The organism is Oryzicola mucosus (assembly GCF_014534685.1).
GTDB lineage: Bacteria > Pseudomonadota > Alphaproteobacteria > Rhizobiales > Rhizobiaceae > Oryzicola > Oryzicola mucosus.
In genome coordinates, this window is sequence record NZ_JACVVX010000003.1 from 44,186 (window position 1) to 56,930 (window position 12,745).

General features: G+C 59.4%; 12 protein-coding genes. 7 read left to right on the forward strand and 5 right to left on the reverse strand.

The features are described from left to right. Positions 1 to 60: 60 nt before the first annotated feature. Positions 61 to 1,059 (reverse strand): TRAP transporter substrate-binding protein, encoded by a 999-nt coding sequence (locus ICI42_RS10510; RefSeq protein WP_188164535.1) that lies wholly within the window; start codon positions 1,057 to 1,059, stop codon positions 61 to 63. 211 nt (positions 1,060 to 1,270) lie between these two features. Between ICI42_RS10510 and ICI42_RS10515 the strand changes: the two genes are divergently transcribed. From ICI42_RS10515 to ICI42_RS10530, 4 genes are all read left to right on the forward strand, one after another. Continuing rightward, on the forward strand, positions 1,271 to 2,173 hold the full coding sequence (locus ICI42_RS10515; protein ID WP_188164536.1) for a cupin domain-containing protein: 903 nt from the start codon (positions 1,271 to 1,273) through the stop codon (positions 2,171 to 2,173). 66 nt (positions 2,174 to 2,239) lie between these two features. Next, a complete protein-coding gene (locus tag ICI42_RS10520; protein WP_188164537.1) occupies positions 2,240 to 3,037 on the forward strand; it encodes an IclR family transcriptional regulator in 798 nt (265 codons plus the stop codon). Between the two features lie 199 nt (positions 3,038 to 3,236). Further along, positions 3,237 to 4,163 carry a manganese catalase family protein gene (locus ICI42_RS10525; RefSeq protein WP_188164538.1) on the forward strand — a complete coding sequence of 309 codons (927 nt, stop codon included), beginning with the start codon at positions 3,237 to 3,239 and terminating at the stop codon, positions 4,161 to 4,163. 217 nt (positions 4,164 to 4,380) lie between these two features. Next, a complete protein-coding gene (locus tag ICI42_RS10530) occupies positions 4,381 to 5,415 on the forward strand; it encodes a fatty acid desaturase (protein WP_188164539.1) in 1,035 nt (344 codons plus the stop codon). 71 nt (positions 5,416 to 5,486) lie between these two features. Here the strand turns inward: ICI42_RS10530 and ICI42_RS10535 are convergent, their stop codons facing one another. Beyond that, the gene (locus ICI42_RS10535; protein ID WP_188164540.1) at positions 5,487 to 5,783 is read right to left on the reverse strand and encodes a hypothetical protein; all 297 of its coding nucleotides are present in this window, start codon (positions 5,781 to 5,783) and stop codon (positions 5,487 to 5,489) included. 144 nt (positions 5,784 to 5,927) lie between these two features. On the opposite strand from ICI42_RS10535, the gene iolG reads away from it, so the two are divergent. From iolG to ICI42_RS10550, 3 genes are all read left to right on the forward strand, one after another. Beyond that, the gene (gene iolG, locus ICI42_RS10540; RefSeq protein ID WP_188164541.1) at positions 5,928 to 6,920 is read left to right on the forward strand and encodes an inositol 2-dehydrogenase; all 993 of its coding nucleotides are present in this window, start codon (positions 5,928 to 5,930) and stop codon (positions 6,918 to 6,920) included. A gap of 92 nt (positions 6,921 to 7,012) precedes the next feature. Next, the gene (locus tag ICI42_RS10545; protein WP_188165040.1) at positions 7,013 to 7,837 is read left to right on the forward strand and encodes a MurR/RpiR family transcriptional regulator; all 825 of its coding nucleotides are present in this window, start codon (positions 7,013 to 7,015) and stop codon (positions 7,835 to 7,837) included. Positions 7,838 to 8,113: 276 nt separating this feature from the next. Continuing rightward, positions 8,114 to 9,304 carry an OpgC family protein gene (locus tag ICI42_RS10550; protein WP_188164542.1) on the forward strand — a complete coding sequence of 397 codons (1,191 nt, stop codon included), beginning with the start codon at positions 8,114 to 8,116 and terminating at the stop codon, positions 9,302 to 9,304. Between the two features lie 93 nt (positions 9,305 to 9,397). Here ICI42_RS10550 and ICI42_RS10555 read toward each other — a convergent pair whose 3' ends face one another. From ICI42_RS10555 to ICI42_RS10565, 3 genes are read right to left on the reverse strand one after another with little or no spacing between them, the layout of a single operon-like run. Beyond that, entirely contained in the window at positions 9,398 to 10,237 is an 840-nt protein-coding gene (locus ICI42_RS10555) for a TIGR01459 family HAD-type hydrolase (protein WP_188164543.1), read from the reverse strand. Further along, on the reverse strand, positions 10,234 to 11,496 hold the full coding sequence (locus ICI42_RS10560) for an FGGY-family carbohydrate kinase (protein WP_188164544.1): 1,263 nt from the start codon (positions 11,494 to 11,496) through the stop codon (positions 10,234 to 10,236). Before ICI42_RS10560 ends, ICI42_RS10555 begins: the two co-directional genes overlap by 4 nt. A 5-nt stretch (positions 11,497 to 11,501) precedes the next feature. After that, positions 11,502 to 12,578 carry a class II aldolase/adducin family protein gene (locus tag ICI42_RS10565; RefSeq protein WP_188164545.1) on the reverse strand — a complete coding sequence of 359 codons (1,077 nt, stop codon included), beginning with the start codon at positions 12,576 to 12,578 and terminating at the stop codon, positions 11,502 to 11,504. Between the last annotated feature and the right edge of the window lie 167 nt (positions 12,579 to 12,745).

Consider the following 12,745-nt stretch of genomic DNA (forward strand, 5'->3'; position numbering starts at 1 on the left):
GATGCTTGAAATGCTTGCCCGCCGTGCCTCCTTGCAGAGCGGGCAAGCTTGCGACGCGGATCAGGCTGGAGTCTGGGCGACCTTGACGAATTCGGCGATCAGCGGCGACTTTTCGCTCCACTGGCTGACGATCGGCGCCACCTTTTCACGCATTGAGGTCAAGTCCTCGAGGCCGTGGATTTCCACGCCCTTGGCCTTGAGGTCTTCACGGCCGGTGAGGTCCTGGTTCTTGGTGTAGTCCATCGTAGGCTGAATGCAGTTCTTGCCAGCCTGCTTCATCGCCTGCTGGATTTCGGCGGGCACGCCGTCGAAGAACGCTTTGTTGGCGCAGATGATCGTGTGCCAGGGGTAATGCCCCGTCAGCGTCAGCTTCTTGCCGACTTCCCACAGGTTTTCGCCGACGATCGACGAGACGTTGATTTCCACCGCGTCGAGGACGCCGGTCTCCATCGCGCCATAGACTTCGCCATAAGGCAGGCCAACCGGTGAGGTGCCGACCGTTTCCCAAATCTCTTTGTGCAGGGGCACCGGAACGATGCGGGTTTTCAGGCCGGCGAAGTCGGCGACCGTGCGGACGTCGCGTTTGGTCGACAGGAAATGCCGCTGGCCGATGTCGACCGTTGTAAGGCCGACGATGCCGGCAGGCTCAAGATCGTCAAGCAGCTTCTGCCCGACTTCACTCGTCGCCATCTTGGTCATGTGGTCGTAGTCCCGGATCAGGAATGGCAACTGATAGGCATTGAGTGAGTCACGGCCGGTCACCAATGGGAACAGAACGCCGCTGGCAAGCGCAAGCTGGATGGTGCCGGAAATAGCCGACTCCAGGTTCTGCTTGTCGTCGCCGAGCTGCCTGTTGGAGAAGATCTGGACGTCCGTTGCGCCAGGCAAAAGTGCCTCAAGCGCCTTCTTGAACTCCACAGCCGCAATGTGGCCGGGGTGAACCTCGGCTGTGGCATGTGCAAGGATCATTTTGATGGGGGCGGCACGCGCGATGCTCGGCATTGCGAGTGTGGCTGCCACTGCGCCAGACATGGCAAGAACTTGGCGGCGGGTATGCATTAACGACTCCTCCGTTTCGTAGTGCAGAACGCTGTTCCTATGAATAGCGCATGGCGATTTATTTTTGTCAAGCGCTCGGCTGATCCTCCTGCAATACATTTCTTGCAGGAGGAGCGCTTGACATCCCAATACCGATTGATGTTCAACAACGGTGATGTCGTTCTGTAGAAAGGAACGATTACAACATTTTTGTCATGCGCGGAGGACAAGCATGTACGACAAGAGCGATCCGAGAGCCACGCTGGCAGCAGCCTCGAAATCCACGGCGAGTACATTCGCAGGGGCGGACTTCGGCCTGTTTTACGAAATGCAGCCTCAGCTTTCTAAGTCGGGTGAAAGAACTTGGCTCACGCGCGGACAGAATTTTCTCGTCGCCTATACTGACGCGGAAGCCGGCGCGGTTCTCGAGCGCGTGGGGCAGGTCGATGAGTATGTCCTTCTCGTTCCCGATCGGGAGACACCGGTAACGGTCAGCGCCAACGGCCAGACGGAGACTGTCGAGGGATACACTCTCGTGATCGTCCCCCCGGGAGATAGCAGCATCAACGTCGAGCAAGGCGGCCGTGTCGTGCGCATTTTCTCCACCGCCTCCGCCGACCTTTGTGCGCTATGCTCGAACGTCGAATCCTACGCTGAGGCGCATCCGAACATTCCACCGTTCCAGGCCTGGCCCGAACCCGTTGGCGGCTACAAAATCCGTGCCTATAGCCTCGACGTGCCGCCGGAACCTGGGCGCTTTGGTCGCATTTTCCGCTGCACCACTCTGATGGTGAACTTCCTTGATCCCCAGATGGGACCGCGCGACACCACCAAGCTTTCGCCACATCACCATGATGATTTCGAGCAGGGCTCGCTGTCGCTCGACGGCTCCTTCACCCATCATCTCCGCTGGCCGTGGACGACAGATCTGAGCGTCTGGCGCGAGGACGAGCATGCGCTGTGCGGCTCGCCGTCGCTCACAGTCATTCCGCCGCCCGCTATCCACACGTCGCGCGGCATGGATGCTGGGCTCAACCAGTTGGTCGATATTTTCTCGCCGCCGCGCATGGATTTCTCAAAGCAGCCGAATTGGGTGCTAAATGCAGCGGATTACCCTATACCGAATCAAAACTAGTCTTTGGCTTCGCGATACGGTCAACACACAGGGCATCGCAAGCTTTGAACAGTGGGTAAACGATCTGTGGACGATAAGTCGAAAGGGACCAGTATCCAGGCGGTCGAGTTCGCGCTGAATATTTTGGAATATATTGCGCAGCATCAGGCCTCCGTCGGCATTTCGGAACTATCGCGCGTGTTCGGCACGACGAAGAGCCGTATCCATCGACATATTCAGACACTGGTTAGCGCTGGTTATCTGGTTCGAAACGAAGACACTGAGCGCTACAATGTCAGCGCCCGGCTGATGGCGCTGGGGCAGGCGGTCAGCGAGAGTTTCGAATTGGCCTCCGCCGCCCGCCATACCGCGCGCGAACTGCGCGACAGCCTCGGTCATGCCGTGGCGATAAGCCAGCCCGAGCGCGAAGGCATGCGCATTCTCTTGCTGATGCCGAGCCGTTCCAACATCGAAATTGCGGTCAAGCCGGGTTCCATCCTGCAGTACCATTCCAGCGCGCAAGGGAAGGTCACCCTGGCCTTCGGCGACCAGATGCTTTTGCCGCAACTGACCTCGGCGGGTCTTGAAATGAGTACTCCCTACACAATCACCGACCCAGAACAGATGCGCGATGAAATCGAGATCACCCGCAAACGCCGCTGGGCCGTGGCGCCGAATGAAGCGATGGTCGGGCTGAACGCGCTTGCCGCGCCTATCTTCGACGCGCTGGGCGGTTATGTCGGCGCGATCGCCCTGACTGACTCGGTACAATTTATCGCCAGCACACCGTCGAATGAGCAGGTCCGCCAACTGCTGTCGGCTGCGGAAAAAATATCCGCGAATCTTGGCTATCGGGCCCAGCAGAGCCGGTCCGCCGCGGTGTGAATCAGCCCACCATCATCTTGGCCAAAGGTAGTTTTGATTGAATTGAGGCATAGATCTTTACTGGTAATCATTACATATTTTCTCGAAATTTTTTGAACCTACGTCATTTTTAATAGGTTCTAAGAAAGAAAAACAGGAACGACCGGTTGTTTTGGCAGTTGTCGCTGAGAACATCCCCTAACATGATGGAACCGGTCATATGTTTTTACGTGTCGATAAGCTGCAGATAGAGCTGCCAGCTCCTTTGAGAGCAGACCCCAATGCCGGCGCGGCCCTCCAGGAACTGCTGGGCGGAAAATACGGCGAAATGTCCACGCTCAACAACTATTTGTTTCAGAGCTTCAACTTTCGCAGCAAGTCGAAGCTGAAGCCGTTTTACAGCCTGGTTGCTGCCATCACAGCTGAAGAACTCGGCCATGTCGAACTGGTCAGCAACGGTGTTGCGATGCTGAACAACGGTCCAGACCTCGTCGGAGCTGACGAAGAGGACGGTGGCGACATTTCCGGAGCACCCTATGAGGCGATGAAGGACATTCGGCTTGCCGGCGCCTTCTCATCCAATGCCGGCGGCGCCATGCCTATGAACAGCAATGGCGCGTCTTGGAACATGGATTTCGTGACCACGACGGGCAACGTCATCGTCGATCTCCTCCACAATTTCCACCTCGAATGCGGTGCGCGGCTGCACAAGCTGCGTGTCTACGAGACCTTGACGGATCCGACCGGTCGGGAGGTTTGCGGTTATCTCTTGGTGCGCGGTTCGGTTCACGCCCATGCCTACGCTCTGGCGATCAAGAACCTGACGGGCGTGGAGATCGAGAAGATGCTGCCTACGCCGAACATTCCGCTTGGAAACATTCCCGAGTGTCAGAAATATCTCGACGAGGGCTCGCATCGTCGGCTCTACACCTTCAGCCCCGATGACTACAAAGACATCGCCGGAATCTGGGGACAGGGCGAGATGGCTCTGCCGGATGATCCGGCCGGCGAACTCGAGGTGATTGAAGGTATGCCTGACGGCGGCAAGATTCAGCAGCTGACCGGTGTTCCCTCGGCATTCACGCCGGATTACGCGCCTGAAGAGATGATGGAAATCGCTGCGAAACTGTATAAAGCATCTCGCTGACAGCGGTCGGCGTAAGTGATAAGTGGGTCAGGCAATCGCCTGGCCCTTTTTTCTGCCTCCCTAAGCTATTTCCGCGGCCTCGGCGTGACCATCTGTGATACGGCTCACCCCTACTTTATTCCATCGGCGTCAAATAAGGACGTGAACACGCTCCTGACATTGTTCGCGTCCAGTCGTCTGCAACAACAGCCTACCGGCACCAAGAGGAAATTTCAGATTGACGACCGCTACCCCCGCTTTCAAAGCACAGTCTGGCAATGCGGAGAAAGCATGGCTGAAAATCCTCGCCAGGTATCGCCAGCCGCGGAAAGGCCGTAGCCTCTTCGAACTGGCTGTGACCGCTATACCGTTCGTGGTGTTCTGGATATCGGCCTGGGCCGCTGTGCACTATGGATACTGGATCGGCCTGCTTCTGGTCATCCCGGCTGCCGGCTTTCTTCTTCGCCTGTTCATCATCCAGCACGATTGCGGGCATGGCTCGTTTTTCGGACACCGCCGGTTCGATGACTGGACGGGCCGAGCGATCGGCATTCTGACGCTCACCCCCTATGACTACTGGCGGCGCGCCCATGCCGAGCATCATGCCTCTGCCGGTAATCTCGACGAGCGGGGCGTCGGCGACATCACCACATTGACCATCCTCGAATACCGAGCGCTGTCGCGTTTGGGGCGGATGGGATATCGACTTTATCGGCATCCTCTCGTCATGTTCGGCATCGGTCCGGCATGGCTGTTCCTGTTCAAACAGCGGCTTCCGTTCGGCATGATGCGATCGGGCGCGCTGCCGTGGGTTTCGACAATGGCGACAAATGCCGCTGTCGCACTGGTTGCCGGCCTGCTCATCTGGTCGATCGGACTGCTGCCGTTTCTTACAGTTCACCTTCCGATCCTGCTTTTGGCTGGCGCGGCTGGCGTCTGGCTGTTTTATGTCCAGCATCAGTTTGAGGAAACGCATTGGTCAAAGCCACCGGAATGGCAGTTCGCTCACGCGGCCGTCCATGGTGCCTCACATTACGATCTTCCACCGGTTCTTCGCTGGATAACGGGCAACATCGGCATCCATCACGTCCATCACCTTGCCAGCAAGGTGCCATTTTACCGGCTTCCGGAGGTTCTCAACGACTATCCGGAACTGGGCGAGATGGGGCGCATCACGATTATGGAGAGCCTGCGCTGCGTGAAGCTCGTCCTCTGGGACGAGACCGACCAGAAACTCGTGTCTTTTAAGGAAGCGCGAGGGCTCGCCGCGTAAGGTCGAACCAAGGCTGCGAACGAGGGCGTATTGTCTGCTCAGCGTCGAGGAATAGCTGCCGTAGCACGATGTCAGAAAGAAAACCGCCACCACGCCAGCGCAACGATAATAATCACAGCGATCACGGCGGCGACCGCGATCTTAAGTTCCATCCGCTTACGAGGGTGTCTGTCGGTCATCCGATTAGCATTCGCTTTTAGATTGTCGACGCCGTTCTGGCGGTCGTTCTCATTTGTTGCTGCGTTGCAGCATAAAATCACATAGGCATGACATAATCCATCCGCAAACCCGCGGACGCTCAAACCATTGTGAAGTCGGCTGTGATGCAGAGCAAGCTGAGGATCACCAGTTCTGTCGCTTGACGACATCTCCTAAAATGGAATAAATATTTCACAATATGTCGCGCGTGGTTCGTTTATTCCGCATTTCCCGACGGAACCGTAGCGTGATGATAATAGCAACACAATCTCGGAGTCGACAGGGACCTGCCGCTCCATTGGAGGATAGTTAGAATGACGGTTCGTTTCGGGTTGCTGGGCGCGGGACGCATCGGCAAGGTTCATGCGCGCGCGGTGGGTTCCAACCAAAAGGCAACGCTGGTGGCCGTGGCCGACGCCATGGAAGATGCCGCCAACGCGCTGGCCTCGTCCTATGGCGCTGAGGTCCGCACCATTGAGGCGATCGAGCGAGCATCCGATATCGATGCTGTGGTTATATGCACCCCTACCGACACCCATGCCGACTTGATCGAGCGCTTTGCACGCGCGGGCAAGGCGATTTTCTGCGAAAAGCCGGTCGATCTCGATGTCAAGCGGGCCGAGCAATGCCTTGAGGTGGTGAAGGACACCGGCGCGGTGCTGATGGTCGGCTTCAACCGTCGTTTCGATCCGCACTTCGCCGCCGTCCGCAAGGCAATCGACGACGGTGCCGTCGGCACGGTCGAGATGGTCAGCATCACCTCGCGCGACCCCGGCCCTCCACCAGTCGAGTACATTGCGCGCTCGGGCGGCATTTTCCGCGACATGACGATCCATGATTTCGACATGGCGCGCTTTCTGCTCGGCGAAGAGCCGGTCAAGGTGAGCGCTCATGCCTCGGTGTTGGTCGACAAGGCTATCGGCGCGGCCGGCGACTATGACAGCGTGACGGTTATCCTCGAAACTGCCTCGGGCAAGCAATGCGTCATCTCGAATTCGCGTCGGGCCACCTATGGCTATGATCAGCGCATCGAGGTTCTGGGCTCGGAAGGTATGGTCCAAGCCGAAAATCAGCGAGCGGTCTCCATCGAAATCGCCAATGCTCAAGGCTACACTCGTCCGCCTCTGCACGACTTCTTCATGACGCGCTACGTCGACGCGTTCGCAGCCGAACTCACCGCCTTCATCGAGGCTCGCGCGGCGGGTACGGTGCCATCGCCGAGCGGCGAGGACGGTCTTGCCGCTCTGAAGCTCGCCGATGCGGCGCTGCGTTCGGTCAAGGAAGGAAAAACCATTGTGATGGGCTGACGCCATTGGCGATCAGCGGGGTGGATAGAAGTCGGCTGAATTTCGATGGTTCGAATGGCGGTATCTTCATGAACAGCGACAATGGCGCAGCGATGGATCAAATCCACCCCCAGGATTTCGATCAGCTTCGAGCGCTTATTCTGGAGCGCCGGGAAACGTTGCCAAAGCGCATCGCACAAGTCGCCGCCTATGCGCTCGACAACCCCGATGCCGTCGCCTTCGGCACCGCCGCCAGCATCGCGGCCGAAGCCGGCGTGCAGCCTTCCACGCTTATCCGCTTTGCCCAGCAGCTTGGGTTCGATGGGTTTACCAGCCTGCAGGCGGTGTTTCGGGAACGAATCCGCGAGCGCAACGGCTCTTATGACGAGCGCCTTCGCGCCGTGCGGGCGCGCACCGAACAGGGTGCCGGCAACCGCGCGGTGCTCGAGGGATTTGTGGCCGCGGCCCAGACGTCGCTGAACGACATGCTGCGCGGTGTCGATGAGGCTCAGCTTGAAAAGGCGGTCTCCCTGCTCGCCGCCGCCGAGACGATCCATATCGTCGCACAGCGCCGCTCGTATGCGGTTGCCACCAGCATCGCCTATGCGTTGGGTAAGCTGAAGGTGCGCAGCCAGATCATCGAATCCGCCGCCGGCCTTCAGGCCGAGATGTTGGGTTTCGCGACCGAGCGGGATGTGGTGCTCGCGATCAGTTTCGCGCCCTACGCGCCGACGACGATGGAGTATTTGCGAATGGCAAGGGACCGTGGCGTGCCGGTTGTCGCGATCACCGACAGTGCGTTCTCCCCGCTTGCGCGAAACGCCCTGATTTGGTTCGAGGTGACCGAATCGGATTTTTCCGGGTTCCGGTCCCTGGCTGCAACCATGACATTGAGCATGGCATTGAGCGTGATGGTGGCGGAACGCCGAGGCGAATAATCTCAGATCATATGTAGGCTCCTGAGACGTCTTCAGCAGAAAAAACGCCGTTGTTTCTGCGGGTTCCCTCATGCATCGCAATAAAAACGTCGCGAGCTCATAAAATATAGTGACCTCCGGAAACCCGATGTGACCGCTCTTCCCGAAACATATCGCTATGTAGTGCGTTGCAGCATGGTGACGGTCCGGGCTCGATGCCCCTGTTTTGGGTGCGATTGACTGGTTCCGCCGCGCAGCAGGCAGCCATTGTGCTGTATCGGCAGGAGCATAGACCGAATGAAGCGCTTTGATATTATAGACGGCATGCGGGGATACTTCCTCGTCTTCATGCTGCTGAATCACCTCATTTTCGTAGGCAGCTTCTGGCTGGTCGAAATCAATCACCGGCAATTTGCCTTCGTCGAGGACGCGCAGGGCTTCGTTTTCCTGTCCGGCCTGCTGATCGGCTTGGTCTATGCCAAGAAGATGATGAAGGGCGGCTGGTCGGAGGGACGCGACAAGATCATGGGTCGCGCTTTCGAACTTTACCGCTATGCAATGGGGCTGGTGATCGCTGCTTTGCTGGTGCGGATGGTGCTTCCGGGCGGCTATCAAGCCTGGTGGAACTGGCTTGGCGATACGAGCTTCACCGATCCCAAGCGCCTCGTTGCTATCGCGACCTTCGTCTTCCAGCCCACATTCATGGACATACTGCCGCAATATATCGTCTACATGCTGTTTTCGCCGATCCTTGTGTGGCTCTGCATCAAGGGAAAGTGGCCGCAGGTTCTGATAGGCTCGTTCCTGATCTGGATGGCTGGGCAGCTCGGGCTGCATCGGATTTTCACCGAGCCGCTCAACCATATAGCGATGGGCAAGGACGAACAGGGCATTCGCGTCAGCTTCAACCTCCTGGGCTGGCAGCTGGTGTTCTTCTCGGCGCTGGTGATGGGTGTCTTGACGGCGACGAAGGCTATCGAGTGGAAGAAGGTGTTTTCACCTGAGCGCACCATTCTGGTAAAAGCGGCGCTGGCTATCTGCTTGTTCTTCGTTCCGCTGCGGTTCCTCACGGCGAATGGCCTTCTGCCGGATGTCGTGATGGATCGGTTCGCCAGCATGGAGATTCGTGCCGATTTCGGGCCTGTCTATGTGATCAACTTCGCCGCGGCCGCCTATGGCATCGCATGGTTGTTGATTGCCGGCGACAAGCACCATAACGCTGCCGTGCGCCGGATCGCGGAGGGTATAACCTGGGTGTTCACACTGCGCTTCCTGCAACTTCTCGGCCGCCATTCACTCCAGGTCTATGTCTGGCATGTGGCTATCGTTTATCTCGTCTACTACATCGACGCTCGCACGCCGGAACTGTCGCAGCTGACCAAGACCCTGATTGCAGTGGTCTCGATTGCGGCCCTCGCTCTGCCGGCACTATGGCGAGAGCGCGATAAGTGGATAGGCCAGCCCGCCGTGGCGCAAAACGCCCGATAAGCGGCAGCACTGCACTAAACCGGAAGTGGGCGGCTTTTATCGAAGCCGCCCTTTTTCTGCGTCTGGCTCTGGAGTTGGTAACCAGAATGACAGTCAAACGACAAACGACGTCATGACAAAGGTCGGGCTTGCTCCGAACTCATCCATCAGTTCCACGCGGTCGGGGCCGCCGTATTCCGCCAGAATGCCCGTCTCCACCAGAACCGAATCCAACCCCGCGTCTTTCGCACCGCGAATGTCGTGCTCGATGCTATCGCCGATGCACACCACCCGCGCTGGCGGGGGATTTTCGCATAGCTTGAGTGCGAAATCATAGATCGCGCGGTGCGGCTTACCGAACCAGCGAACACTGCCGCCCAGTGTCTCGTAAAGCTTGGCGATGGCGCCGGCGCCCGGCGCGGTGGCACCGTTGGCGAGCTTGTGGATGTCCGGATTGGTGCAGATGCAGGGGAGACGGCGGATCGCGGCGGGCCGAAGCATCTCGCGGTAGGTTTCCATCGGCACTGTTTCGGCCTCGCTACCGGAAATGATGATGAGATCGGCATCTTCGGCGGAGGTCACGCTTTCCATGCCGAGCCTATCGGCAAGGTTGCGGTCGCCGCCGCTGGAGATGGTCAGGCATTTCGCTCGCGCAGGCAGTTGTGCGTCAGGTCGCGACAAAACGGCGTAGGCCGCGTCTCCTGAGGTGACGAACCGGTCGAAACTGTCGCTGGGAAAGCCGAGCTTGACGAAGCGTTCGGCGTTGTAATCGCCGCTGCGGCCTGAGTTCGACAAAATGACCACGGTTTTGCCGGCCTTTTTCAGCGCGACAAGCGCTTCCGCCGCGCCGGGATAGGCGCCGGCATCGTCGCGCAGCACGCCGAACTGGTCGACAAGAAACACGTCATAGCGCGCGATCAAGTCGTCGAGTATGGTGTGCGGCGGATAGCTCATGTGCGCTCCAGCGAGGCGAGGACCATCGACGCGGTTCCGACGGCAGCCTCGACCGAGCGGGATGGCAGGAAGTCGGCGCCAAGCGCGCGTTGCCGCATTGCCGTCCACACCGGGTTGCGCGAGCCGCCGCCCACGGTGCGCACCGAACGCAGCTTTGGGCCGCCAAGCGCGGTCAGCCTGTCATAGCCGCGCTTTTCGATGTTGGTTATGCCTTCCAGAATAGCCTGAAAAAACAGCGCATCGTCCTCTGGCCGGGGTTCCAGCCGTGGCGGATGGTCGGGGTCGTTGATCGGGAACCGTTCGCCACGCTTCAGCAAGGGATAATAGTCGAGGCCGGTCGGACGGCCAGGATCGAGCCGTGCGGTCAATTCTTCCAGGCGCTCGTCGCCGATCAGCTTGCGGATCACCGCGCCGCCGGTGTTGGAGGCACCGCCGACCAGCCAGAAATTCAGCACACGATGAGCGTAGATACCGTATTCGGCGGCGTTTATAGGCGTGTCGGAGGCGAGTTTGAGCACCAGTGTCGAGCCGAGCGCGGTCACCGCATCGCCGGTCTGTGAAGCGCCTGTAGCCAGGAACGAGGCACAGCCATCGGTGGTGCCGGCATGGATGCGGCAATCTTCCGACAATCCGAACGCGGCGCCGGCCTTGCCCACGGTCCCCACCGGGGCACCGGCGCGCGCCACCCGTGGCAAGCGGGCTGTGTCCAGCCCCGACGCCTCGATCCAGTCGGGCCAGGCTTCCGAAACAAGGTCGTAGCCGGATTTGAGCGCGTTGTTCTCGTCCGAGACTGCTTCCCCCAGGCCGAGTTGCATAGCGATCCAGTCGGCCTGGTGCAGCACACGCGAGCCAGGGGATATGTTGGCAAGATAGATCGCGCGGGCCAGGCCCGAATTCGCTCCGCGTGCCGGACTGTCGGTGGGCACGACGGCTGCGATGCGTTCGATTACGGAATTGTCCGGGCAGGGATCGTTGTACATCAGAACGCCGCCGAGCGGCTTGCCGGCTTCGTCGATGGACAGCACCGTGCCGGAAGTTCCATCGACGGCGAGGCCACGCACCGAGGACAACGACGTTTGCCGTGAAAGGTCGGTCAGGCATTTCTGAACTCGCAGCCACCAGGCCGCGGGCGACCGTGTCTCATCTGCGGTTTCGAATGGCGCCGTGGCGAAGGCTATTGGTGTACCGTCTGCCGAGACAGCCGCTGCCCGGGCGCCCGAAGTGCCGACATCAATGCCTACGGCAATTGCTTCGGCCATGTCCCTCACCGTCCTGCAACCTTGCGGTCGAGCGCCTGGCGATATTGTTCCGCCTCCCAATGGGTCAGTTCGTGCTCTTGCGCGGCGTCGAGATAAGCGACCGTCTCGCCTTCGGGAATACGGGCGACGACCTCGGCAAGACAGCGCGCCATGGCCTCGCCGCCTGGCGTTAGCGCAGTCGAGAGCAGTACGCCCTTGCCGGGTACGAACACCATCTTGGGCATGGGCTCGCCGCTGCGCTGGAACGATGCGGTGAGATCGGCGAGGGCCTGACCATCTTCGAGAAGGCCGATTTTGGTGCCGAGGAAGATGACATGGTCGGGATAGAGCGAACCGCCGAGTGCGAAACGAAGAGACACCGGATCGAGAGCCGGCGCATGGCTGGCAAGGTCGGCAGCGGGCTGGAAGTCTGTGCCTTCGGCCAGCGCCGACAGAACAGCGAGATCGGGCGCCGCGGCTTTGCGTGGTGTAATCTCCAGCGCTGTAGTCACGCGGGCGACGCGCTCCGCCACTTGTTCCACCGTCTCGCCGCAGACGATGATGCCGTGATTGTGCAGAATCAGGATGTCGGGCGCATCGGCGGCGACCTGCTCGATTTCCAGCGCCAGCGGCACGCCAGGCCGGCGATAGGGAACGATCTTCCAGGTCAGGTCGGGAACCTCCGCCAGACGCTCGGCGATGATGACGTCGCGGTTTTCCAGCACGGCGTGTGCGATGGTGTTGACGCAATGATAGTGCGCCACCACGGCGCTAGGCAGAACGGCGTGAAAGCTTGTCTCTATTGACGGTCTCAGCCCGCTGCCGTTGAGGGCATCCACCACGAAGTCGGTGGCCTTCTCAGCGCGAGGGTCGCCTGCGCGCAGCGCGTCGACAAGCGGTGCGACGGAGACCGGCACCATGATGTCCTTGTCCTCTGCCTGGGAAAGCCAGGTTCCGGAAGCCTTCACCCACATCGTGCTGTCCTGCTTGAGGGACGTGTTGCCGCCCGCGCCTTGCGTCTTGAGGATGTCGCGGCCGATTTCGCGCGACAAGCCAAGGAATTCACCGAAGCCGGAAGGCCGGGACGTGATGGGCGCTGACATATGATGTTCCCTCCTCGCAAGTGCGACCTGCAAATGCTGCACTGCATGATCGAACTTTCGCGCCCATGGTAAGAACATGATCAAAAATCGTCAATGATGAAGTTTTTCAATCTTGGAGACTTGCGATTGGCAGGCTGGTGTGATTATTCTTCATCATCAATGCGGAG

What these genes read in the sequence shown, in the direction of transcription:
- ICI42_RS10510 (WP_188164535.1), bottom strand. Translation starts at nt 1,059, where the DNA reads ATGCATACCCGCCGCCAAGTTCTTGCCATGTCTGGCGCAGTGGCAGCC.
- ICI42_RS10515 (WP_188164536.1), top strand. Translation starts at nt 1,271, where the DNA reads ATGTACGACAAGAGCGATCCGAGAGCCACGCTGGCAGCAGCCTCGAAA.
- ICI42_RS10525 (WP_188164538.1), top strand. Translation starts at nt 3,237, where the DNA reads ATGTTTTTACGTGTCGATAAGCTGCAGATAGAGCTGCCAGCTCCTTTG.
- ICI42_RS10535 (WP_188164540.1), bottom strand. Translation starts at nt 5,783, where the DNA reads ATGTCGTCAAGCGACAGAACTGGTGATCCTCAGCTTGCTCTGCATCAC.
- iolG (WP_188164541.1), top strand. Translation starts at nt 5,928, where the DNA reads ATGACGGTTCGTTTCGGGTTGCTGGGCGCGGGACGCATCGGCAAGGTT.
- ICI42_RS10545 (WP_188165040.1), top strand. Translation starts at nt 7,013, where the DNA reads ATGGATCAAATCCACCCCCAGGATTTCGATCAGCTTCGAGCGCTTATT.
- ICI42_RS10550 (WP_188164542.1), top strand. Translation starts at nt 8,114, where the DNA reads ATGAAGCGCTTTGATATTATAGACGGCATGCGGGGATACTTCCTCGTC.
- ICI42_RS10555 (WP_188164543.1), bottom strand. Translation starts at nt 10,237, where the DNA reads ATGAGCTATCCGCCGCACACCATACTCGACGACTTGATCGCGCGCTAT.
- ICI42_RS10560 (WP_188164544.1), bottom strand. Translation starts at nt 11,496, where the DNA reads ATGGCCGAAGCAATTGCCGTAGGCATTGATGTCGGCACTTCGGGCGCC.
- ICI42_RS10565 (WP_188164545.1), bottom strand. Translation starts at nt 12,578, where the DNA reads ATGTCAGCGCCCATCACGTCCCGGCCTTCCGGCTTCGGTGAATTCCTT.